19 protein-coding genes and 1 riboswitch are annotated in these 22,450 nt (G+C 72.9%); of the genes, 12 read left to right on the top strand and 7 right to left on the bottom strand.

What is annotated here, in order from left to right:
- Window positions 1-110 precede the first annotated feature (110 nt).
- On the bottom strand, window positions 111-1,190 hold the full coding sequence (locus tag ACFYY6_RS04700; protein ID WP_389191665.1) for a hypothetical protein: 1,080 nt from the start codon (window positions 1,188-1,190) through the stop codon (window positions 111-113).
- The gene (locus ACFYY6_RS04695; RefSeq protein ID WP_073784617.1) at window positions 1,187-1,744 is read right to left on the bottom strand and encodes an RNA polymerase sigma factor; all 558 of its coding nucleotides are present in this window, start codon (window positions 1,742-1,744) and stop codon (window positions 1,187-1,189) included. The genes ACFYY6_RS04700 and ACFYY6_RS04695 overlap by 4 nt, the downstream gene beginning before the upstream one ends.
- Window positions 1,745-2,026: 282 nt before the next feature.
- Here ACFYY6_RS04695 and ACFYY6_RS04690 point away from each other — a divergent pair, with 282 nt between their 5' ends.
- The 6 genes from ACFYY6_RS04690 (at window position 2,027) to ACFYY6_RS04665 (ending at window position 10,703) form a co-directional block, all read left to right on the top strand.
- Complete coding sequence (locus tag ACFYY6_RS04690) at window positions 2,027-2,260, top strand: gallidermin/nisin family lantibiotic (protein ID WP_351522867.1); 234 nt, start codon at window positions 2,027-2,029, stop codon at window positions 2,258-2,260.
- Between the two features lie 92 nt (window positions 2,261-2,352).
- Window positions 2,353-5,871 (top strand): lantibiotic dehydratase, encoded by a 3,519-nt coding sequence (locus ACFYY6_RS04685; RefSeq protein WP_351627155.1) that lies wholly within the window; start codon window positions 2,353-2,355, stop codon window positions 5,869-5,871.
- On the top strand, window positions 5,868-7,292 hold the full coding sequence (locus tag ACFYY6_RS04680) for a lanthionine synthetase C family protein (RefSeq protein WP_389191662.1): 1,425 nt from the start codon (window positions 5,868-5,870) through the stop codon (window positions 7,290-7,292). Before ACFYY6_RS04685 ends, ACFYY6_RS04680 begins: the two co-directional genes overlap by 4 nt.
- Window positions 7,289-8,419 (top strand): ABC transporter ATP-binding protein, encoded by a 1,131-nt coding sequence (locus tag ACFYY6_RS04675; RefSeq protein WP_351522863.1) that lies wholly within the window; start codon window positions 7,289-7,291, stop codon window positions 8,417-8,419. Before ACFYY6_RS04680 ends, ACFYY6_RS04675 begins: the two co-directional genes overlap by 4 nt.
- Window positions 8,416-9,237: an ABC transporter permease gene (locus ACFYY6_RS04670; RefSeq protein WP_351522862.1), complete on the top strand. Its 822-nt coding sequence runs from the start codon at window positions 8,416-8,418 to the stop codon at window positions 9,235-9,237. Before ACFYY6_RS04675 ends, ACFYY6_RS04670 begins: the two co-directional genes overlap by 4 nt.
- Window positions 9,234-10,703 (top strand): DUF6895 family protein, encoded by a 1,470-nt coding sequence (locus ACFYY6_RS04665; RefSeq protein WP_351522860.1) that lies wholly within the window; start codon window positions 9,234-9,236, stop codon window positions 10,701-10,703. Before ACFYY6_RS04670 ends, ACFYY6_RS04665 begins: the two co-directional genes overlap by 4 nt.
- 359 nt (window positions 10,704-11,062) lie before the next feature.
- On the opposite strand, the gene ACFYY6_RS04660 is transcribed toward ACFYY6_RS04665, so the two are convergent.
- Window positions 11,063-12,070 carry a DsbA family protein gene (locus ACFYY6_RS04660; RefSeq protein ID WP_351522858.1) on the bottom strand — a complete coding sequence of 336 codons (1,008 nt, stop codon included), beginning with the start codon at window positions 12,068-12,070 and terminating at the stop codon, window positions 11,063-11,065.
- Window positions 12,071-12,309: 239 nt separating this feature from the next.
- On the opposite strand from ACFYY6_RS04660, the gene ACFYY6_RS04655 reads away from it, so the two are divergent.
- Window positions 12,310-12,882, top strand: coding sequence for a TetR/AcrR family transcriptional regulator (locus ACFYY6_RS04655; RefSeq protein WP_351522857.1), 573 nt, complete (start codon window positions 12,310-12,312; stop codon window positions 12,880-12,882).
- 133 nt (window positions 12,883-13,015) lie between these two features.
- A complete protein-coding gene (locus tag ACFYY6_RS04650) occupies window positions 13,016-13,261 on the top strand; it encodes a hypothetical protein (protein WP_351522856.1) in 246 nt (81 codons plus the stop codon).
- Between the two features lie 27 nt (window positions 13,262-13,288).
- Here ACFYY6_RS04650 and ACFYY6_RS04645 read toward each other — a convergent pair whose 3' ends face one another.
- From ACFYY6_RS04645 to gcvT, 4 genes are all read right to left on the bottom strand, one after another.
- Entirely contained in the window at window positions 13,289-14,671 is a 1,383-nt protein-coding gene (locus tag ACFYY6_RS04645) for an L-serine ammonia-lyase (RefSeq protein ID WP_351522855.1), read from the bottom strand.
- A gap of 178 nt (window positions 14,672-14,849) precedes the next feature.
- Complete coding sequence (glyA, locus tag ACFYY6_RS04640) at window positions 14,850-16,109, bottom strand: serine hydroxymethyltransferase (protein ID WP_351522854.1); 1,260 nt, start codon at window positions 16,107-16,109, stop codon at window positions 14,850-14,852.
- 19 nt (window positions 16,110-16,128) lie between these two features.
- Window positions 16,129-16,506 (bottom strand): glycine cleavage system protein GcvH, encoded by a 378-nt coding sequence (gene gcvH, locus ACFYY6_RS04635; RefSeq protein WP_351522852.1) that lies wholly within the window; start codon window positions 16,504-16,506, stop codon window positions 16,129-16,131.
- A gap of 134 nt (window positions 16,507-16,640) precedes the next feature.
- Window positions 16,641-17,765 carry a glycine cleavage system aminomethyltransferase GcvT gene (gcvT, locus tag ACFYY6_RS04630; protein ID WP_351522851.1) on the bottom strand — a complete coding sequence of 375 codons (1,125 nt, stop codon included), beginning with the start codon at window positions 17,763-17,765 and terminating at the stop codon, window positions 16,641-16,643.
- A 144-nt stretch (window positions 17,766-17,909) separates the two neighbouring features.
- Window positions 17,910-18,007: riboswitch (glycine riboswitch) on the bottom strand.
- 154 nt (window positions 18,008-18,161) lie between these two features.
- Here gcvT and ACFYY6_RS04625 point away from each other — a divergent pair.
- The 4 genes from ACFYY6_RS04625 (at window position 18,162) to ACFYY6_RS04610 (ending at window position 22,364) form a co-directional block, all read left to right on the top strand.
- Window positions 18,162-18,845, top strand: coding sequence for an AAA family ATPase (locus ACFYY6_RS04625; RefSeq protein ID WP_351522849.1), 684 nt, complete (start codon window positions 18,162-18,164; stop codon window positions 18,843-18,845).
- 265 nt (window positions 18,846-19,110) lie between these two features.
- Window positions 19,111-19,881 carry an enhanced serine sensitivity protein SseB gene (locus tag ACFYY6_RS04620; RefSeq protein WP_351522847.1) on the top strand — a complete coding sequence of 257 codons (771 nt, stop codon included), beginning with the start codon at window positions 19,111-19,113 and terminating at the stop codon, window positions 19,879-19,881.
- 257 nt (window positions 19,882-20,138) lie between these two features.
- Window positions 20,139-20,912, top strand: coding sequence for an enhanced serine sensitivity protein SseB C-terminal domain-containing protein (locus tag ACFYY6_RS04615; RefSeq protein ID WP_351522846.1), 774 nt, complete (start codon window positions 20,139-20,141; stop codon window positions 20,910-20,912).
- A 447-nt stretch (window positions 20,913-21,359) separates the two neighbouring features.
- Window positions 21,360-22,364 (top strand): ABC transporter permease, encoded by a 1,005-nt coding sequence (locus ACFYY6_RS04610; RefSeq protein ID WP_362019323.1) that lies wholly within the window; start codon window positions 21,360-21,362, stop codon window positions 22,362-22,364.
- Window positions 22,365-22,450: the final 86 nt, after the last annotated feature.

Genomic DNA, 22,450 nt, shown 5'->3' with positions numbered 1-22,450 from the left:
CTCCCGTTGCACCCCGTACGTAGCGGTCCGGCCCGGGACGGTTCACACCAGGAGCCGGAATCGGCGGTGCGGGGCACGGCCGCGTGCACGCGCCCCGCGTACGGCGGGGGCTACGACGGCGCGTGCTCGCCGAACGACCGCATCGCCCGGGCGGCCCACACCAGCAGGGCCGCCGCCGCCGCGAGTGTCCACGGCGTCGTCGACAGCAGCCCGTCCAGCAGCGCGTCGAGCGGTGTGCTGAGCAGCCCGTGCGGCCCGCCCACCACGCCCAGGAACCACAGCGTGCCCCCCGCCGCCGCGCCCACCGCTGGCGAGAAGCGGACGGAGAGCGCGAGAGCGAGCGAGGCCGCCAGCAGCGACTCGCCGAGCCAGCTCGCCACCACCGCCCACCAGCCGGGCCCCCGCACCAGCGCGGAGCAGACCATGGCGAGCGCCAGATCCACGCACAGGACTGTCGCCAGCCGGGCCAGGAACACCGCCGCGGGCGACACCGGCAGCGTGAACAGCAGCTCGCGCCGGGGGTCCCGGCGAGGTGAGGCCACGATCAGTGCCCCGAACAGCGCGGACAGCACGACCACCGCACCGAACAGCCGTATCCCGACGCGCTCCTGCATCTGCGCCGAGGAGACCAGAGCGGCGGCGACCAGACCGATCGCGCTCAGTGGGGCCCACAGCCGGGGCATCAGCACCAGTTGCCGGACGGCCAGTTGCCAGGCCGTCCGCCAGGGCCGTGTGGGACCGGTGGTGCCCGCGGCGCCCGTGGGCACGGAGGCGTCGGCGGATGCGGGGGCGCCGGCCGGGATGGCACCGGACGCGGCGGATTCCGGCCTGGTCCCGGACCCGCTTCTCCGCCCGGCGAAGCGTTTCCGTGCGGTGGCCGGTGTTCGTCCCGAGCGGGCGGCGGCGGGGACGGTGGGGACGGTGGGCACGACGGGGACGGCGGGGGAACGGGGAGCCGTGCCGATCGGCGCGTTGGCGGCGGGCAGGACCCCCAGCAGGTCGTCGAAGGACGGTACGGGTACGGTTTCTGCGGCCTCGGTCTCGGCGCGGACCGCGTACGTGATGTTCTGCCAAACTGCCAAATTCTCTCGGCAGTCGGAGCATGCGCCCAGATGCCGGTCGTGGTGCGTGTCGACGGTCCCTGCGCGTGCCAGGCACGCCAGGACGTCGTCCGTGAGGTGATCGCTCATAGCTGTCCCGATCCTTCCAGCCGCGTGGCGGCGAGCATGTTGCCCAGCCGCCTGCGTGCGTGGGACATCCGGCTCTTGACGGTGCCCACCGGGATGGCGAGCGCGGTGGCCACCTCCGGATAGGCCATCTCTTCGAACAGCACCAACGCGAGCACCTCGCGCAGATGCTCGGGCAGCGCGCGTACCGCTGCCCGCAGCGCGGAGTGCTCGGACTCCACCACGACCTGGTCCTCGACGCTCGGCGCGGTGTCGGCCACGTCCCGCGCCTCCGACAGGTCCGTCAACCGGGGCCGCGACCTGCGGAGTTGATTGTGCGCCTGCCGTCTGGCCACGCCCATCAGCCAACCCCTGACGGATGAATCACCCCGGAAACCGGCCGCCGAGCGCCAGACGGCCAGCCACGTCTCCTGCAGGATCTCCTCGGAAACGCCCTGGTCCGAGGTGAGTCTGCGGATGAGTCGGAGCATCGCGCCGGCATGCCTGTCGTAGAGCGTTCGCAGGGCGGTCTGGTCGCCGTGGGCGACGGCGGATAGCAGAGCTTCGTCCGAGCACACATCACGTACGTATCAAGAAAGCGCCGAACGGTTCACCGTCCGTCGGGACGATCCGTGATTTTTCAGCCGGGGGAGTGGCGGAGGTCTTCGTGTTCCGGGCCGCCGTGGTAATAGGCGTGGTTTCGGCCAGGGAAGGGCCGCGGTCGCGCGGGCCCGCACGTCGACGCCCCCGGTCACGGGACTGCCTGCGGGGCCTGCCTGGACTGCCAGGACTGCCAACCGGGCCGGAACCTATTGAACGGTCGCGGGCGGCCATGGATCGTGATGCGAGGATCACGTTCCGTGACCACCTGTTCGGTTTCCGTCAAGGAGTCCGAAGCAGCACCGAGAGGCAAGGAGTTCAGCATGGGGATCAAGTCCGTCCCGCTGTCGGACGTCGAGACCGACCTGTTCGACCTCGACCTGGAGATCGGCGTGGAGCAGTCCGTCGCCGGCCCCGCCATCACGAGCGTCTCCTACTGCACGCCCGGATGTACGAGTGAAGGCGGCGGCTCCGGCTGCAGCCACTGCTGTTGACGGCGCGCAACCGTGGGGCCGTGCGGGACGACGGCGCGGCCCCACGGACCGTCCCCGGGTCCGCCCGGACGGGAACGAGAAGGGGGACCACGGTGAGGGAACGGTCCGAGACACCGCCCGGGACACCGCCACCGTTCGGCACGACGCCCGGGACGCAGTCCGAGAACGAGCCCCGGACGTCGGTGCGGGCATCGACGAGGACGTCGGCCAGGGCATCACCCGCGGCACCGTTCGAGGCGAAGGACGTCTTCCTGTACCGCGCGCCGCTGGCGCCGCCGACGCCTCCGTCCGGGGCGCGGGCCGAGGCCCAAAGCGGCCTGCGGGCACCCGCCGGGGGGGACCCCCGGTCCCTCGACGCCTGTGCCCGGCTCCTCGCCTCGGCCGCCACGGACACCGTTCTCGGCGAGGCGCTCGATCTCGCCTCGCCCAGCCTCGGCGCCCTGGTGCGTCGCGTCTCCGAGCACGGCCCCGACGGCATCAGGCCCGGGCAGTTGCGCCGGGCCGCGCTCGCCGTGCTCCGCTACGACATCAGGATGCGGACCCGACCCACGCCGTTCGGCCTGTTCGCGGGCGTGGCCCGCGGCCGGTTCGGCACCACCGCCGAGTCCGGGCGCGGCACGGCGCACCGCACCCGCACCCATGCCGACATGCAGTGGCTCACCAGGATCGGCCACCGGCTGGAACGCGATCCGGCCGTGCTGTCCACGCTCACCGTCCAGGCGCACCAGGCCCTCGTCGCGCGCGGGGACCGCCTCGTCCTGACCGCCCCCTCCACGCAGGGCGTGCCCCCGGGCGAGGGCGGCGAGGGCCGTTCCACCGTGTCCGTGCGCAGGACCGCGGTCGTCGAACGGGTCGTGACCGAGGCCATGACCCCCCTGCCGTACGGGGAACTGCTCCGGCGCACCACCGACGCCTTCCCCGGGGCGTCCCCGGAACGAGTGCGCAGTCTGCTCGCCGAACTGGTGCGGCAGGAGATCCTCCTGACCGGACTGCGCCCGCCGCTGGACGGCGGCGACCCGCTGCACCACGTCATCGGACTGCTCGCCGGGGTCGCCGAACCGTCCGGGGAGACCCTTCGGACGCGTGACGCGCTGCTGGCCGTGGAGGAGCGGAGGAAGGCGTACGACGCCCGGCCCGTCGGCGCCGGACGGAAGGAGTTGGGCAGGCTGCTGAGCGCCGCGCGGTCGGTGGAGCCCGACGACACACCCCTGCACGTCGACACTCGCCTCGACGCCGATGTGCGGCTGCCGTACGCGGTGCGCGACGAGATCGAGACCGCCGCCGGAGTGATGTGGCGGCTGTCCCGCCCCAAGCTCGGCCTGCTCGCGCTGCGCGACCACCACCGCCGCTTCCTCGACGTCTACGGGGCCGACCGCGTGGTGCCCGTCCTGGAACTCCTCGACCCGTCGACCGGACTCGGCGCCCCCGAGGGCTACGGCTGGCCCAACAGCGAGGCGGCGCCCGTAACGCCGGAAGCGTACGAGGGGCCGCGTACCGCCCGCAGGAACCGCGCCGTGGCCCGGCTCGTGGCCGTCGCGCAGCGGACCGGACGGCGCGAAGTGGTCCTCGACGACGCGGATCTCGACGAGTTGTGCCACGACGAGGCCGACCCCGCTGACGTGCCCAACTCCTGCGAGGTGACGGTGCAGGTCGTCGCCCGTTCGGCGGCGGCGCTGGACGCGGGGGACTTCCTGGTCTTCCTCTCGCCCTCGCCCGGATCGCACCGGGCCGGTTCCACCTTCGCCCGGTTCGCCGACCAGCACCCCTCCTGGGAGACGGAGTTCGCGGCGCTGCACCGCGACAACCCGGTGCACGTCCAGGACGCCATCGCCGTCGACCTCGCCTTCCGGCCGCGCTCGGGCCGGGCTGCCAACCTGGCCCACACCGTCCCGGCCACCGGCCGTCGCATCGGTGTGGGCCTGCCCGACGCGCCCGGCGCGGAGGAGCTGCGCCTGGCCGACATCGGCGTCGGCGCCACCCTCGACCGGCTGACCGCCGTGCACATGCCCACCGGCCGCGAGATCGTGCCCGTGCTCGGCAACATGGTCAGTGCCCCCGCCCAGGCCCCGAACGCCGTCCGCCTGCTGTGGGAGATCGGGCTGGAGGGACAGCGGCTCTGGGAACCCTGGAACTGGGGCCCGTTCGCCGACGCGCCGTTCGTCCCCCGGGTGCGGCACGGGCGGTTCGTGCTGGCCTCCGCGGTCTGGCGGCCGGACGGGATCCGGGCGCGAGCCCGTGACCTGCGGACGAGGGACGACGGGGAACGCACCTCCGACTGGGCGCGTGCCGTGGCCGACTGGCGGGCCGACTGGGACGTGCCGAGCAGGATCCTCGCGGTCACCGCCGACCAGCGGCTGCTGCTCGACCTCGACGACGTCTGGCACCGGGAACTGCTGCTCGACCAGTTGGTGCGCCATCCGGACCTCATCGCCCAGGAGGTCCCCGGGGAGCACGAGGACTGGCTGGACAGTCCGCTCGCCGGGCACGTCGTCGAGCTCGTCGTCCCGATGACCCGCCGGGCCGCCGGCCACCCCCTGCGCCGCCCGTACGCCGGAAGCCGCGACCCCGTGCGGAGCGGTCGCGCCGAGAGCCGCGCGCCGGGCGCACCGCCCTCGTCCGCCGCGAGCGCCCCACGCACCCCGGATTCTCCTTGCGCTCCGCACGCTCCGCCCCCCGGCCCGCCCCGCGCCCCGGGCCCGTGCCACGCCTCGTACGCGCCCCGTGCTCCGCGCACGGTCCACGGACTCGGCGGCGAATGGCTCTACCTCAAGCTGCGCGGATCGGCCCGCGCCCAGGACGATCTGCTGCGCGAGCACGTGCCCGCGCTGGTCGAGCTGGCCGGGCGGCATGGAGCCGACCGCTGGTTCTTCGTCCGGTACACCGACGACCACGGCCACCACCTGCGGCTGCGGCTGCACGGGCCACGTCCCGAGGCCCTGTGGGGCACGGCCGTCCCGGCGCTCGGCGCGCTGCTGCGGACCTGGCAGCGGGACGGGGTGGTGCGAGGCCACAGCCTCGACCAGTACGACCCGGAGACCGAGCGCTACGGCGGCCCCACCGCCCGGCGCCCGGCCGAGGACGTGTTCCGGTACGACAGCGAGGCCGCCGTCGCGCTGCTGCGCGTGGCCAAGGACCCCACGAACGGCTACGACGTCGACGATCTCGCCGTCCTCTCCTGCGCCGCGCTGGCCCACGCGTTCGGGACGCCCGTGCCCGGCGGCCCGAAGGCAGCCGAGGGGTACGGCGACGACGCCGCCGCGACCTGGCTTTCCATGACCGGTTCGCGCCGCGACCTCCCCGGGGCCTTCCGCGCCCGGAGCGCGCGCTGGCGCGAACTCGTCGACCCCTACGGCGGCTGGCCCGCCCTCGCGCGCGACCCGGCCGGCGCCCGTGTCCTCGACGCGCTGCGCCCGCGCGACCGGGCGGTGGGACGGCTCGCCGCGTGCGTGCGGGCGGCGGGGGAGACGCCCGAGGGGCGGGTCGTCGGAAGTCTGCTGCACATGGTGTGCAACCGCCTGTTCGGCGGTTCCGGCGCCCGCGAGACGACCGTGCTCGGCATCGCCCGCGGCGCCGTCCAGGACCACGCCAACCGCCGGAGGCACCAGCAGTGAGCTCCACCAGCACCCGCCCCGACCCACCCTCCCGCGCCGCTTCGGCCCCGGCCCCCGCCGCCCCGGGAGACCCCCCGGCCCTCGACGTCGACGCGGTCGTCGGTCTCGTCGCCGAGCGGCTCGCCGACCCGGAGCACGTCGCAGCGGTCGCCTCGCGGGACGACAACCGCGACCCCGTCTACGACGCCGTCATGTGGGGGCCCCTGACGCTCGCCAACGGACTGCCGGGCAGCGCCCTCCTCCACGGCGAACTGGCCCGTACCGACGAAGCCCGGCGACAGGTCGCCCACCGTCACCTCGTGGCCGCCGGGCGCGCCATGGCGACCGCGCCGAGCCGGGGCCTGTTCTCGGGACCGGCCGCGCTGCTCGCCGCCGCGCAGACCTGCGCGGGGCCCGAGGGCCACTACCGCTCGCTGCGGCGGGGGCTCGCCGCCTGGGTGGCCGAGAACCAGACCGAACGGCTGCGGGTCTTCCGCAGCCGCGCGCGGGAGAGCGGCCCCGGTGTCGACTGGGCTGCGTACGACCTGATCAACGGGGTGTCGGGGACGACCAGACTGCTCCTGGACGCGGTCGCCGATCCTGCCGAGAACGGCTCCGCCGTCGAAGTGGCGCTCGCCGCGTCCCTGCGCCACCTCGTCGACCTCACCGCGCCGGTCCGTGCCGACGGCCACCGGGTCCCCGGCTGGTGGGTGCCCGCCCGCCTCCAGATCAGCGACAGGGACCGCGAGACGTACCCGCGCGGGGACTTCAACCTCGGCATGGCGCACGGCATCGCCGGACCGCTCGCCGTGCTCAGCGCCGCGTACGAAACCGGACACGGCACCCCGGAGCTGTGCGACGCCGTCCGGCGCGTCGCCGAGTGGCTGCTGAGCTGGACGTTGAGCGACGACTCCGGTCCGTACTGGCCCGCCCGCGCGGGCTGGGACGAGGAGATCGCGCCGCACCGCCCGCGGCAGATGTTCACCCGCACGGCATGGTGCTACGGCACCCCCGGTGTCGCCGCCGCGCTGTTCCGGGCCGGGACCGCCCTGGACCGGCCCGACTGGCGCACCGCCGCCGTCGACGCGCTGCGGGCCGCGCTGCGCCGCGACGAGTCGCGGTGGGCGATCGAGGGGCCCACCGTCTGCCACGGATACGCCGGCCTGCTGCGTGTCGTGGCCCGGATCGCCGAGGCGACCGGCGATCCCGATCTGCGTGCCGGACGCCGACACCTGACCGGCAAGGTGCTGGAACTCGTCGACGTGAGCGCGCCCTTCGGGTTCCGCCACCTCATGCGCTTCCCGGCCGCCGCCCGTTCGCCCGTACCCCACCGCGCCGTCGACACCGCGGGCATGCTGGAGGGGGCGGCGGGCGTCGCCCTCGCGCTGCTGCCCGTCGGCGACGGGCCGCTGCCGTGGGACCGCACATTGGGGCTGGCATGACCGCCCGGCCGCCGACGACGCACCACGAGGCCGTGACACCGGCCTTCGAGATCAACGATCTCGTCGTACGCCACGGCAGGGTGACCGCCGTGCACGGGGTGTCGATCAGCTCGCCGCCGGGCCGTGTCACCGCCCTGCTCGGCCCCAACGGAGCGGGGAAGTCGAGCCTGTTGGGCGTCGTGTCGACGGCCGCCCGGCCCGACGCGGGCACGGTCCGCGTCTTCGGCCACGACGTCCGCGACTCACCGACGGCCGCGCGGCGCCGCCTCGGGCTCGTCTTCCAGGAACGCACCCTGGACAAGGAGCTCTCCGTCGAACGGAACCTGTGGTTCCATGCCCGGCTGTACGGCATGGAACGGGCCGACGCCCGGGCCCGGATCAGCCTGCTGCTGGATCTGTTCGGCCTCGCCCACCGCCGCCGACAGCCGGTCGAGGAGCTCTCCGGCGGACTGGCCAGACGCGTCGAGATCGCTCGTGCGCTGCTGCACCGGCCCGGGCTGATCGTCCTGGACGAGCCCACCAACGGCCTCGATCCCACCGCCCGCGCCACCGTCTGGTCCGATCTGCTGCGCCTGCGCGACGAGTTGGGGGTCACCGTCCTGTACGCGACGCACTACATGGACGAGGCGGAGTACGCCGACGAGATCGTCATCCTGCGCCGCGGCCGGGTCGTGCGGCAGGGCAGCGTCGACCGGCTCAAGGGCGGCCTGGAGTCGTCCCGCCTCGTGGTCGGCTGCGCGGACGACGAGGCCGCCGCACGGCAGTTGCGCGCGGCCGGTTTCGAGCCGCTGATCGGACCCGGCGGGGTAGCGGTGCACTGCCCCGATCCCGAGGCCCGGATCGCGGAGGTGGTGCGGGCGCTGGACGTCCCGGTTCTGGCGGTCTCCGTGCACCATCCGTCCATGAACGACGTCTACCTGGCGGTGGCGGGAGAGGACACGGAGGCCGGGGAGGACGAGGCGGCAGACAAGGGTGTGGCAGCAGTGGCGGCAGGGGAGGACGCGGCGGCAGGCAAGGACCAGGCAACAGGGAAGGGCGAGGCGGCTGAGAGGAAAGCGGCCGGCGAGGGCACGGAGGCCGGGCCGGGCGAGGCGCCGCAGCGGCCGGAGGAGGCGGTCACGCCATGACCGCGACGAACGCCCCCGCTTCCGCCCCGGCGTGCGCCCCGCCTGGCCTCGTGGGCGACGACGACCGGCTGCGCGTGGCCCTGCGCGCCATCGGCGTCATCGCCCACCGCGATCTGCTGCGACAGGCCAAACGGCCGGGTGTACTCATCAGCCAGGGCGCCCAGATCTTCTTCTTCGTCCTCGTCTACGCCGTCGGCTTCGACGGGATGATCGGTTCGGTCGGTGACGCACCGTTCAGCGCCTACGTCTTCCCCGGGATCATCGCCATCCAGGTCGTGTCGATCGGGGTCGCCTCCGGTCAGACGTACGCCTGGGACCGTGAGTACGGGGTGCTGCGGGAACTCCTCGTCGCGCCGGTGCCCCCGGTCTGCCTGCCGCTGGGGAAGGTCGTCGCCGGAGCGGGGACGGTGACGGCTCAGAGCACGGTGATGCTCGCCTTCGCCCCGTTGATGGGCGTGGACCTGACGGCCGGCCGGTTCGCCGCCGCGCTCGGCTGCTACGCGTTGGCCGCCACCGTGTTCAGCGTCATCGGCCTCTGTCTCGCCACCGTCATCACCCGGGTGCAGACGCTTCAGGCCACCGTCCAACTCGCCATGTTCCCCATGCTGTTCCTCTCCGGTTCGGTCTTCAGCCCGCAGGACGTTCCGGCCTGGCTCGGCTGGATCATGCACATCAACCCCATGACGTACGCCGTCGACCTGGCCCGTCAGACCCTGCTCGGCGGCGGCGGTCTGCTGCCGCGCTGGGCGGACCTGGGAGCGCTCGCGGCGATCCTGGCCGTCGCCATGACGGTGCTGCGGCTGCGGAGCGGGCGGTGAACGGCGTGGCCGGCGAGACGCACTGGCCCGCGCTCCCCGCGCACGCCGGGTGCGTGGGCGAGGTGTTCCTGGACGAGGAGGATGCGGCCCGTCGGGTGCTGGCGGGGGCACTGGAATGGATCGAGGCTCGGCTGGACTGGTTCGCTCCGCGACGCTGGGAGGAGTTCCTGCCCCGCCGCCCCTACCGGCCCGGCCCGCTCCTCGAACTGCTCGGACTGGTACGGGTGCTGGACCGCTCGGGCGTCGTGCCTGCCACCGCGCCCCTGTCCTCCCGGGCCCTCGACCTGGCGGAGGAGACCGTCCACGAGCCGGAGTTCGGGCGCGGTCTGCGCCGCGGCGACGCATTCTTCCCGTACCACCTCAACCTGACCGCGCTCCTGGAACTCCTCGGCCGCCCGCAGCCCGCGCTGCGCGCGTCCTGCCAGGCGCTGCTCACGGCGGACGCGGGCGGCCACTGCCGACCGTACAAGCCGGTCCTCTCCAGGATCGAGCTGCGCTATTTCGTCGACCGCGGCGGTTTCACGGCCCCCGGTCGGCTGCCCGGCCTCGGCCCGCTCTACCGCCAGAGCATCGCCGCCAGGGGTGCGGACGTCCTTCAGCTGACGGGCGACGAGACCTACGCGCTCACCCATGTCCTCCTCTACGCGACGGACTTCGGCCACCACGACCGCCTGCCCTGCCGGGGCGAGTCGGTGGCGCGGGTGCGCGAGACCGTACGGGTGCTGCTCGGCGTCCACCTGGCCCGGGGGAGCCTGGACCTCCTGGCGGAACTGCTGCTGTGCGAGGCGGCGCTGGACGCGTGCCGGGAGGACGGGCCCGTTCCCCGGCACGGTCGGGGCGCGGATCCGGGCATGGGTCCGGCCGCGAACCCAGGGCCGGACCTCGTTCCTGTTCCTGGTGCGAGTACCGGACCGGGCTCGGGCCTGTGGCGCCGGGCCGGTTGGAACGCGCTGGCTGCCGCCCAGCGCCCGGACGGCGCCGTGCCCGGTCCGGTGCACCGCCCCGAGGTACTGGCCGGACTGGCGGGGGACAAGGCCGCCGCGTATCTCTTCGGCACCTGCTACCACACCACCCTCGCCGCGGCCCTCGCCGCCGTGCGAAAGCCGCGCACGGTGCCGCGGCCCTCAGGCCCCGCGGCCCTCGCAGAGCCCGTGGGCCCCTGGGACCCCTCGGATCTTGCGGGTCTCACGGAACCCCCCGGACTCCCGCTGCCCCGCGCGCACCCCGAGGAGATCCGGCAGTGGCTGCGGGCGGAGACCGAAGCGGCCCGGGACGCGCCACCCGCCGCACGGGCGGAACTGGCGGCGTGCCTCGGCCCCCTGCTCGCCCTCGCCGTCCGGGCCCACGACCCGGCCGTCCTGACAGACGTCCTGCGCGCCGCCGAACGCCTCGGCCACGGCGACGACCCCCTGGCCCGCTCGGCGGCGGCCCTCCTCGCGGCCTGGGGGACGGCGCCGGTCCCGTGACCGGTGGCCGGGCAGCGGGGAGAGGGGGAGGGGGCAGAAGAGGGGACATGAGGCCGACGCCACTGAGGACCGCCCTGCCGGGACCGGAACGCCCGCGGGCCGAACGGCCTGGCGGGCCCGGTCGCGACCGGCGGGCGAGAGGTGCCCGTGCGACGCGCTCTTCCGTACGCCGGCAGCACCGTACCGGTGCCGTCGGACCGAGTACTGAGCGGAGTCCTCCGCCCCCGTCGCGGACGGCTGCCGGGGCGCGTCGGCCGTCGGCGTCCGGGCGGTGGCGACGAGCAGGACGACCACGACCATCTCGATCGGAGGTGGAGAGGCGCCGGGAGAGCGGGGCGACGGCGCGGCGGGCGCGCCGGTCACGAGACCGCGCCGGCGAGGCGGTCGACGGCGGTGCGGTACTGCGGGGCGGTGCCGAGCGCGCAGGCGAGACGATAGGCGCGCAGCGCCGCATCGTCCCGGCCGAGCCGCTCGAAGGTACGGCCGAGCAGGAAGTGCGCGAAGTCGTCCGTCGGCTGGGCGTCCAGGAAGATCTCCAGCTCTCTTTTCGCGGATTCGAGTTGGGCGGAAGCGAAGTAGGCGCGGGCGGCGAGCAGCCGTACGTCCGCCGGGACCTGTCGGTCGTCCAGCAGGGGGCGGAGGGTGTCGGCGGCGCTGAGCGGGTCACCGACGTCGAGCATGGCGCGGGCGAGGCGGTAGCGCCGTACGTCCTCGTCCCCCTCGGCGTCCGCCGCCTCCGCTGCGACGTCGAAGTGGTCCAGGAGCGCCTGCACCGACTGGGCACCGGCCAGCGCCCGGCCCCGGACGACGAAGGTGGGGGCAGCCCGTACGCCCGAGACCGTGCCCTCGGTGAGCGCGCTGCGCACCGTGCCGGTGAGTCGTCCGCCGACCAGGAACCCGGCGGCGCCGCTCACTCCGGCGCGCTCGGCGACCGCGGCGAGTACCGCGCGGTCGCCCAGGTCCTCGCCCGCTCCGAAGTGCGCACGGAAGAGCTGCTCCGACAGTTGCCACTGGAGATCAGGGCCTCCCTGTTCCAGGGCGAGGGCCAGGAGACGGTGTGCCTGGAAGGTGTTCGGCGACCAGGCAGGCCGCCAGGTGAAGTCCGGCCCGTGGTCCCGGGCGATCTCGGCGAAGTAGCCCGAGACCGTCTCCGGAGTGTGCTGGACGGATGCCTCGATCGCGGCCAGCTGTTCGGCAGTGAGCGGCCGGCTCTCCAGGGGGGCGTCCGGGGCGAGCTGGAAGGGGCGCAGTACCACGGTGAGCGGCTCCCCGCCCTGCTCGTGCCACTGGCGTACGGCGCGGTCGAGGCGCCGCTTGCCCAGGTAGCACCAAGGGCACACCACGTCCGACCAGACTTCGACAATCACCGCTGCCCCCTTCTCAGTCTTTCCCGAGGCTCGAATCGAGCAGTTCGTGCCTGCCCACAGGCGAGAGCCGTCGGGAGATACTAGACACGAGTCCAGTAATGGGCAACTGTCTAATAATGAACATGCGTCCAGGATGTATGGTCTGGACGCGCAGCGACGCGGAGACCATGACGATGGAACGGGCGGCAGGGGGGCTCGTGGGGGCAAGACAGGCCGGTACCCGGGCAGTTGATCCTCGGGTGCGCCGCAGTGAGCAGGCACTGCAGAACGCGGTCCTCGACCTGGTGCAGGAACGCGACCTGGATTCGATCACGATCGCCGACATCACTCAGCGGGCCGGAATCGGCAGAGCCACCTTTTACCTGCACTACAAGGACCGGGACGATGCCCTGCTCGCCGCGGTGGAGGAGTCCGTCTCCGAGGCCGCCCACCGTGCCGCCCAGTGCTGTCCCACACATTTCACGGACGATGTGGTGGGCACGCCGGAGCCGCTGGTCGGCTTCTTCGCGTACTTCCACGAGAACGTCCGGCTCTACCGCGTGCTGTTCGGCCCGGACGGCAGCGCCCGGCTGGCCTACCGCATCCGGACCGCGGTGACCGAACAGATCATGAAGGAACTCGCCGACCTCGACGCCCCCTCGCCCTCGGGCAAGGGGCGCCTCGTCGTGGCGCGGGCCGCGCGGGCGGCGTTCCTGTCCGGCGCGCTCCTCGGTGCCGTCGCGGCCTGGCTGGAGGAAAGCACGCCGCGCCCGGCCCAGGAGGTGGCGGACGAGGTGTGGGTCCTGCTGACGACGGTCACCGCCACCGGGTGAGCGCAGGCCGTTACGGGACCAGCACGGCCTTTCCGTACAGTTCGCCCCGCACCATGGCCCGGAATCCCTCCCGGCCTCGGCCAGGGGCAGCACTCGCCCCGGATCCGTCAGCCGGGACAGCGCCTCGGCGCCGATGACGAGGATCGCTCCCCGCGGCCGGGACCGGAGCGGCGACCTCCTTCACCGCCGCATGCGCGCCCGGGGCGCCGAGGTCGACCACCGCGTCTGCAAGGGCGCCGATCACACCGATGTGCAGATCGAGGCGCTTCCTGAGATGGTCGACCGCTGGAGGAGCGACTGGCCGAGTGATCTCCTCCGGTGGCCGGGCCAGGCCGGGCCGAGCGGTGACGGGGAAGGCCCTGACAGCGCCGAGAGATGAGCACGCGCCGATCAGGGCCCGTCCCCCTCAGCACTCGATGATGTTCACCGCCAGCCCGCCCCGGGCCGTTTCCTTGTACTTCACGCTCATGTCCGCGCCGGTCTCCTTCATGGTCTTGATGACCTTGTCCAGGGAGACCTTGTGGCTGCCGTCGCCGCGCAGGGCCATCTTCGCGGCCGTGACGGCCTTGACCGCGGCCATGCCGTTGCGTTCGATGCACGGGATCTGGACGAGGCCGCCGACCGGGTCGCAGGTCAGGCCGAGGTTGTGCTCCATGCCGATCTCGGCGGCGTTCTCGACCTGCTCGGGGGTGCCGCCGAGGACCTCGGCGAGGGCGCCCGCGGCCATGGAGCAGGCGGAGCCGACCTCGCCCTGGCAGCCGACCTCGGCGCCGGAGATGGAGGCGTTCTCCTTGAACAGCATGCCGATGGCCCCGGCGGCGAGCAGGAAGCGGACGACGCCGTCCTCCTTCTCCGCCTCGGTGGCGCCGCCGGCCGCGAAGTTCATGTAGTAGTGCAGCACGGCCGGGATGATCCCGGCGGCGCCGTTGGTGGGCGCGGTGACGACCCGGCCGCCCGCGGCGTTCTCCTCGTTGACCGCCATCGCGTAGAGGGTGATCCACTCCATCGCGTGGGCCTGCGGGGCGCCCTCGGCGCGCAGCTGGCGGGCGGTCGTCGCGGCGCGGCGGCGGACCTTGAGGCCGCCGGGCAGGATGCCCTCGCGGGACATGCCGCGCGCGACGCACGCCTGCATGACGTGCCAGATGTCGAGCAGACCCGAGCGGATCTCGTCCTCGGTGCGCCACGCCTTCTCGTTCTCCAGCATCAGCGAGGAGATGGACAGGCCGGTCTCACGGGAGAGCCGTAGCAGTTCGTCGCCGGTGCGGAAGGGGTGCTTCAGCACGGTGTCGTCGAGGACGATCCGGTCCGCGCCGACCGCGTCCTCGTCCACGACGAAGCCGCCGCCGACCGAGTAGTACGTCTTCTCCAGCAGCGTCGCGCCGTCGCGGTCGAAGGCGAGGATCGTCATGCCGTTGGCGTGGTAGGGGAGGGCCTTGCGGCGGTGCAGGACCAGCTGCTCGTCGGCGTCGAAGTCGATCTCGTGCATGCCGAGCAGATTGATCCGGCCGGTGGCGCGGATGTGCTCGACCCGCTCGTCGGCGCTCTCCACGTCGACGGTGCGGGGCGACTCGCCCTCCAGGCCGAGCAGGACGGCCTTGGGGGTGCCGTGGCCGTGGCCGGTCGCGCCGAGCGAGCCGTACAGCTCCGCGCGTACCGAGGCGGTGTGGGCGATCAGCCCCTCGTTCTTCAGCCGACGCGCGAACATACGGGCGGCGCGCATCGGGCCGACCGTATGGGAGCTGGACGGGCCGATGCCGATCGAGAACAGGTCGAAGACCGAGATGGCCACGGGTACTCCTCAGGGTTGGTAGACGCCGTTGTCTGCCGGGTGGTGCGCACGGGCCGGTCGGCCCGGAGAGCAGGGGACAAGGGATGGGGCACCGCGCTCACCGTCCCAGTGTGCGCGGTGCCCCGCCCGAGAGCCGCGGACCGTGTTCCGGACTGTGCCGGTACGGCCCGAGCCCGGCCTACGACAGGCCGGGGTACAGCGGGAACTTCTCGGCCAGCGCGACGACACGGGCCTTCAGGGCGTCGGCGTCGTACGACGGCTTCAGCGCGGCGGCGATGATCTCCGCCACCTCGGTGAAGTCCTCGGCGCCGAAACCGCGGGTGGCCAGGGCGGGAGTGCCGATCCGCAGACCCGAGGTGACCATCGGCGGCCGCGGGTCGTTCGGGACGGCGTTCCGGTTGACGGTGATGCCAATCTCGTGCAGCCGGTCCTCGGCCTGCTGGCCGTCCAGCTCGGAGTCGCGCAGGTCGACGAGGACCAGGTGGACGTCCGTGCCGCCGGACAGCACGGAGACACCGGCCTCGGTGACGTCCGGCTGGACCAGCCGCTCGGCGAGGATGCGGGCACCCTCCAGCGTGCGCTGCTGGCGCTCCTTGAACTCCTCGGTCGCCGCGACCTTGAACGAGACCGCCTTGGCCGCGATCACGTGCTCCAGCGGACCGCCCTGCTGACCCGGGAAGACAGCCGAGTTGATCTTCTTGGCCAGCTCCTGCGTCGACAGGATGACGCCGCCGCGCGGACCGCCGAGGGTCTTGTGCGTGGTGGTCGTGACGACATGGGCGTGCGGCACCGGGTTGGGGTGCAGGCCCGCCGCCACCAGCCCGGCGAAGTGCGCCATGTCGACCATCAGGTACGCGCCGACCTCGTCCGCGATCCGGCGGAAGGCGGGGAAGTCCAGCTGACGGGGGTAGGCGGACCAGCCGGCGACGATCAGCTTCGGCTTGGCCTCCTTGGCCAGGCGCTCGACCTCGGCCATGTCCACGAGGCCGTCTTCGCCCACGTGGTACGGGACCACGTTGTAGAGCTTGCCGGAGAAGTTGATCTTCATGCCGTGGGTCAGGTGACCGCCGTGGGCCAGGTTCAGACCCATGATCGTGTCGCCGGGCTTCAGCAGCGCGAACATCGCGGCGGCGTTGGCCTGCGCTCCCGAGTGCGGCTGGACGTTCGCGGCCTCGGCGCCGAACAGGGCCTTGATCCGGTCGATGGCGATCTGCTCGACGACGTCGACGTGCTCGCAGCCGCCGTAGTAGCGGCGGCCCGGGTAGCCCTCGGCGTACTTGTTGGTGAGGACGGAGCCCTGGGCCTCCATCACCGCGACCGGAGCGAAGTTCTCCGACGCGATCATCTCGAGGGTGGACTGCTGTCGGCGGAGCTCGGCGTCGACGGCGGCGGCGACGTCCGGGTCCAGCTCGTGGAGGGAGGAGTTGAGAAGCGACATCAAGTGGTCCCTTGGGGTCTCAGTTGCCGGAGAACTCGGTGTACTCGTCGGCGGAGAGCAGGTCCTTCGGCTCCTCCGCGACACGTACCTTGAACAGCCAGCCGCCTTCGAAGGGAGCGGAGTTCACCAGCGAGGGGTCGTCCACGACGTCCTGGTTCGCGGCGGTGACCTCGCCGGTCACCGGCGAGTAGAGGTCGCTCACCGACTTGGTCGACTCCAGCTCGCCGCAGGTCTCGCCCGCGGTCACCGTGTCGCCGACCGCGGGGAGCTGCGCGTAGACGACGTCACCGAGCGCGTTGGCGGCGAACTCGGTGATGCCGACCGTGGCGACACCGTCCTCGGCGGTCGACAGCCACTCGTGCTCCTTGCTGTAACGCAGCTGCTGGGGGTTGCTCATGACCTGAATTCTCCTGTACGCGGGGGAGTGCTGATGAACGGTGGTCTTACGGTATGAGACGCGATTGCGTCACTTTCGGGGCACTCGGGTGCCGGACGCGGCGCCGACACCTCTTCCGGAGCCCCGGCCGGGCGTCACTTCCGGCGCTTGTAGAACGGCAGCGCCACGACCTCGTACGGCTCGTGGTTGCCCCGGATGTCCACCCCGACGCCCTCGGTGCCGGGCGTGGCGTACGCGGCGTCCACGTACGCGATGGCGATCGGCTTGCCGAGGGTGGGCGACGGGGCGCCCGAGGTCACCTCGCCGACGACCTCGCCGCCGACGACCACGGAGTAGCCGGCGCGCGGCACCCGGCGGCCCGTGGCGACCAGCCCGACGAGCTTGCGGGGCGGGGCGGCCTCGGCGCGCTCGGCGGCGGCCTCCAGGGCCTCGCGGCCGACGAAGTCGCCCTCCTTCTCGAACTTCACGACCCGGCCGAGACCGGCGTCGAACGGGGTCAGCGCGGTGGTCAGCTCATGGCCGTAGAGCGGCATGCCCGCCTCCAGGCGCAGCGTGTCGCGGCAGGAGAGCCCGCAGGGGACCAGGCCGTGCGGGGCGCCCGCCTCGGTGAGGGCCTTCCACAGCCCCTCGGCGTGCTCGGGCGCGACGAACAGCTCGAAGCCGTCCTCTCCGGTGTAGCCGGTACGGGCGATCAGCGCGGGGACACCGGCGACCGTGCCCGGAAGCCCGGCGTAGTACTTCAGGCCGTCCAGGTCGGCGTCGGTGACCGAGGAAAGGATGGCGACGGAGGCGGGCCCCTGGACGGCGAGCAGCGCGTACGCGTCGCGGTCGTCGCGCACCTCGGTGTCGAAGCCCCCGGCCCGGCCGGTGAGCGCGTCCAGCACGATCTGGGCGTTGCCCGCGTTGGCGACGACCAGATACTCGGGGGCCGCGGCCTCTCCCAGCCGGTAGACGATCAGGTCGTCGAGGATGCCGCCGTCCTCGGCGCAGATCATCGTGTAGCGGGCGCGGCCGACGGCGACGGTGCCGATGTTGCCGACCAGCGCGAAGTTCAGGAAGTCCGCGGCCTCGGGGCCGGTGACGGTGATCTCGCCCATGTGCGACAGGTCGAAGAGACCGGCCTGGGTACGGACCGCGTTGTGCTCGTCGCGCTCGCTGGCGTACCGCAGCGGCATGTCCCAGCCCGCGAAGTCGGTCATGGTCGCGCCCAGCGAACGGTGCAGGGCATCGAGGGCTGTACGGCGGGGTGCGGTGGTCATGGTGTGGCTCCCGGGGCATGACGGCGAGGACAATCCCTCCCCATCTGTCATCGGAACCTGAGAGGTTCGCCGAAAGCCCCCGAAGGGTCCGGTTCGGCTTGCACCTTGGGTGGAGCCGCCGGGCGGCCCGCTTTTCAGATCTGCCTCATCCACGCGGTACGGGGCCTGAGAGATTCAAGGGAGGAACTTGCTCCTTCGGCGCCCGGCCCATCCAATGACCGGAACTCTCCCGCGCGGATTCAAACGGCCTTTATGCAGTTGGCCGGGCCATCATCGCACGCATCGCGCCGGAGTGGGGCCCCGGTCCCCGGGGCAGTTCAACGGCGTGGACGGTTGTGCCGCATTACCGTTTCTTTACACTTCGGCCATGGGTGGACATCCGACAGGGGGAGGGCGATGACGTTACGGCGGTACGCGACGACCGCGGGGGCCGCGCACGGCGCGATGCCCGCACAGGCCGGAGCCCCGGCCGGGGAGGCGCTCGGCCGTCCCGCACCGGTCGTGCGCGACCTGCGGCGGCGCGGCGGGCAGGCCCCGCGCGGCCTGCGCTTCGCGGCGGGCGACGTGGTGGTGGTCTCCGGGCTGCCCGGCAGCGGCAAATCCACCCTCATCCGGCGGACCGCCACGGTCCGCACCATCGATTCGCAGGACACCCGGGACCACTGGGCGCGGAGGATGCCGCGCCTACTCCCGTACGCCCTCTACCGCCCGCTCGTCCGCCTCGCCCACTACGCGGGGCTGCGGCGGGCGCTGCGCTCCGGCGAGTCCGTCGTCGTGCACGACTGCGGAACGCAGACCTGGGTACGCCGCTGGCTGGCCCGTGACGCGCGGCGCCGGGGCCGCGACCTCCACCTGCTGCTGCTCGACGTCACGCCGCAGACCGCGCGGGAGGGACAGCGGGAACGCGGCCGGGGCGTCTCCGGGTACGCGTTCGCCCGGCACCGCAGGGCGGTCGGCCGACTGCTCCGGGACACCGAGACTGGACTGCTGCCGCCCGGCTGCGCCTCGGCCGTGCTCCTGGACCGGGAGGCGGCGGGGCTGCTGGACCGCATCACGTTCACGGGGACGCGGCCCGGGTAGCCGGTCACCTCACCGGGGCGCGGCTCGGGGCCGGGCGGCCGCCGGGACGGGCATCGACGACCCGGGGCGGGGAGTGGCAGGGGGCGGGCTCGCGCCGCCTCGCGACTCCGCCCGCCGCGTGGTCGTCGCTCGTCGACGCCGCGCCGCCCCCTCCGCCTCGCGGTCGAAGCCGCACCAGGACGCTCCCTGATCCACCCCGCTCGCCCCCAGGTCGTAACCTTCTGCCGGAAGGCTCGGGCAGGAGCTCGGGAAAGAAGGGGAAGCAGTGGACATTCCGGCGCAGGTCCAGTCCCATCCGCAGAGCGGATGGCCGGCCAACGAGCTCGAAGAGGTGCTGATGGCCTCGGTCGGAGCGGCGGAGGCTGGCGGGCGCCTCGTCGAGGTGCTCGGGCGCAGCCACGTATGGGTGCCGCTCCCCAACGGCGGCGGCCCCGACTCCCCGGACCTCGACCTGCCGACGCTGGAGATCGACGGAGCGGCGTTCGTCCCCGTCTTCAGCTCCGAACAGCAGTTCCTCGGCTGTGTCGGCGACCGGATGTCCTACACCGTCGCCCCCGCCGTCGAATTCGCCCGCGGCCTGCCCCCGCAGCTCGGCATGGCCGTGAACCCCGGCGGCGCGGTCGGGGTGCCGCTGCCGCCGCCCGCCGTGGCCGAGCTCTGCCGCACCGGACGCACCCCGCTGGACGGACCGGCCACCGGAGGCCGGGTCCGCCTGTATGAACCGGACTGGCAGGAGGAACCCGTCGACTTCCTCTCCGCCGCCGCCGGGGAGTTCGAGGAGAGCGGCGTCGTGCTCACCGCCCGCCGCACGCTGGCCAGCATCGAGGGCGACGACCCCGTCCTCTTCATCGGTGTGGAGTTCGCCGCCTGGGACGAGGCCGCGCGCGATGCCCCGATGGCCGCGCTGGGCCGCGCGCTCGGCCGCGTGGCGGTGCCCTGGCCCGTCAACCTGGTTCTGCTCGACGTGGCGCAGGATCCGGTCGGGGACTGGATGCGGGAGCGGATCCGTCCGTTCTACCAGCGCGCGCAGCGGTAGGCCCGGTCGTCGAGGCGTCGCCCGCCGTGCGACGCCCGGCTCGCACCCACGCGGGGCGGCGAACGTCAGTGCGAGGCGCGTGGTGGGCGCACCGCCCGCCGCGCACACCGTGGGCCACCCTCCGGGTCCGAGGCGTCAAGTCGGTGTCAGGACCGGCACCTAAGCTGGTTTCATGGCGGGTGTCACGGCATCATGCCGCGCCCGTGTGCCCCGGGAGCGGCGGGCCGGCACAGAGGATCGAAGAGGGGCGGGACCAGGTGAGTGCGTCAGGCACCGCGGCGGCCGGGCAGGTCGAGCACATGCTGCGCCAAGTGACGCCCGGGCGCTACGAGGCGTACGAGGCACTGCTCCAGGCCCTCGCGCACGACCGGATCTGGATGCTTCTCTGGAACGGCCGGGCGGGTTCGCCCGATGCCCAGTACGGAAACATGGAGATCGACGGTCTCGGCTACGCCCCCTGCGTGACCTCCGCCCAGGAGCTCTCGGCCAGCGGCTGGACCCGGGCCCATGAAGTGGTCACCGGCCTCGACATCGCCCGCGCCCTGTTCCCCGACCGCTGGGGCATCTGGCTCAACCCGCACGCCCCGGGCGGCGGCGTCGGCATCCCCTGGCTGGACCTGCGCCGGATCGCCACCGGCCTCGACCGGATGCCCGCCGGTCCGCTCCGGCTCACCGAGCCGGCCATCGAGATCCCGCAGTTCTACGCCCTGCTCGCGCAGAACGCCCACCGCACCCCCGCGATCCGCTCGCTGCGCCGCGCCTGGGTGCAGCCCGCGCTCGGCACGGCGTACCTCGCCATCGGCCTCGACCTGTACGACACGAGCCGGCCCTCCGTCGACGCGGTGCGCGCGATGATGCGGCAGTCTCTCGCCGCGGTCCCGGAGGGGCTGCCCGTCTCCACCGTCGCGATGTCCGACGAGTACGACCCGGTCGCGATGTGGCTGCGCGCCAACTCCCGCCCGTTCTACGACCGTGAGGCCCACGCCCCGGCGACCGGCTACGGCTACCCGCCGGGCGCGGGCGCGTACTGACACCGCTTCCCGCGGGCGCGTGCGCCGCGGCGCGTGATGTGCGCGCAAGCCGTCCCGCGCCCCGCGACGCTTCCACCCCAACCTCGCCCCGGCGCACGGCCGTTCGGCCAGGATGTCCGGAACAGGCCACGCATGCCCTTCATGTCGCACATCGCCGTTCCGGAACCGTCTGGTGGCGAAAGCGAAGAGTATGCGAGTCATCGCCATGTTGAACATCAACTGACCTGTGTTCGACGGGCGTTCACGTGCGTCCGGATAACGGATCGCGTCGGCCCGCATCACGGTTAGGCATCCATTCGCCTGTCGGTATGGCTACCGCGCGCGGCTGCGATGAAGACTCCCGCAGCAAGGGCGTCTTGCCGCCTCCGCGTACGACTTGACTGATCCGTGCCGCCACAGCGGCCAGTTCGGCCCGGCCACCGCCGGTTGAGAGGGGTCCTTGCCACGATGACGGCACCACTGCACGAGCCGACCACGGAGACGGATCCGAACGCGACCGGTGGGCCCGCGGCCGGCTCCGGGGCCAAGAAGGTCGAGGGACGCTCCCTCAAGCAGATCGCCTGGAGCCGCCTCAAGCAGGACAAGGTCGCTCTGACGGGTGGCATCGTCGTCCTCCTCCTGATCGCGGTGGCGGTCTTCGCGCCGCTGATCGTCTCCCTGCTGGGGCACCCGCCGAACGACTTCCACCAGGACAAGCTCGACCCGCTGACCAACCTGCCCACCGGCTCCCTCGGCGGCATCAGCAGCGACTTCCTCTTCGGGGTCGAGCCCAACAAGGGACGGGACGTCTTCAGCCGGATCGTCTACGGCGCCCGTATCTCGCTGCTCGTGGCGTTCCTGGCGGCCCTGGTCGCCGTGGCCCTCGGCACGCTCTTCGGCATCGTCGCCGGCTACTTCGGCGGCTGGATCGACGCCGTGATCAGCCGGGTGATGGACGTGCTGCTCTCCTTCCCGCAGCTGCTCTTCATCATCTCCCTGGTCTCGGTCCTCCCCGACGACCTGCTCGGTCTCACCGGCAGCGGGGTGCGCATCGCCGTACTCGTCGCCGTCATCGGCTTCTTCGGCTGGCCGTACGTGGGACGCATCGTCCGCGGACAGACGCTCTCGCTGCGCGAACGCGAGTACGTGGAGGCCGCGCGGAGCCTCGGCGGCGGGCGCGGGCACATCCTCTTCCGTGAGCTGCTGCCGAACCTGGTGGCACCGATCACCGTCTACGCGACGCTCATGATCCCCACCAACATCCTCACCGAAGCGGCCCTCAGCTTCCTCGGTGCCGGTGTCCGCCCGCCCACGGCCTCCTGGGGCGGCATGCTGCGCGACGCCCTGGAGACGTACGAGCACGACCCGATGTTCATGGTCTTTCCCGGCGTGACGATCTTCATCACCGTACTGGCCTTCAACCTCTTCGGGGACGGGCTGCGCGACGCCCTGGACCCCAAGGGGACCCGATGACCCACGACTTGCCCCTGCCGCACCGTCAGGTGGCTTCTCCCATGGTTCTCCGGCATGCAACGGCCTGGGACCGCGATCTCGGAGGT

It is taken from the genome of Streptomyces sp. NPDC001750 (assembly GCF_042892615.1).
Taxonomy (GTDB): Bacteria; Actinomycetota; Actinomycetes; order Streptomycetales; family Streptomycetaceae; genus Streptomyces.
The sequence above is the reverse complement of the archived record's forward strand: the minus strand, read 5'-3'. Positions and strand labels throughout refer to the sequence as shown.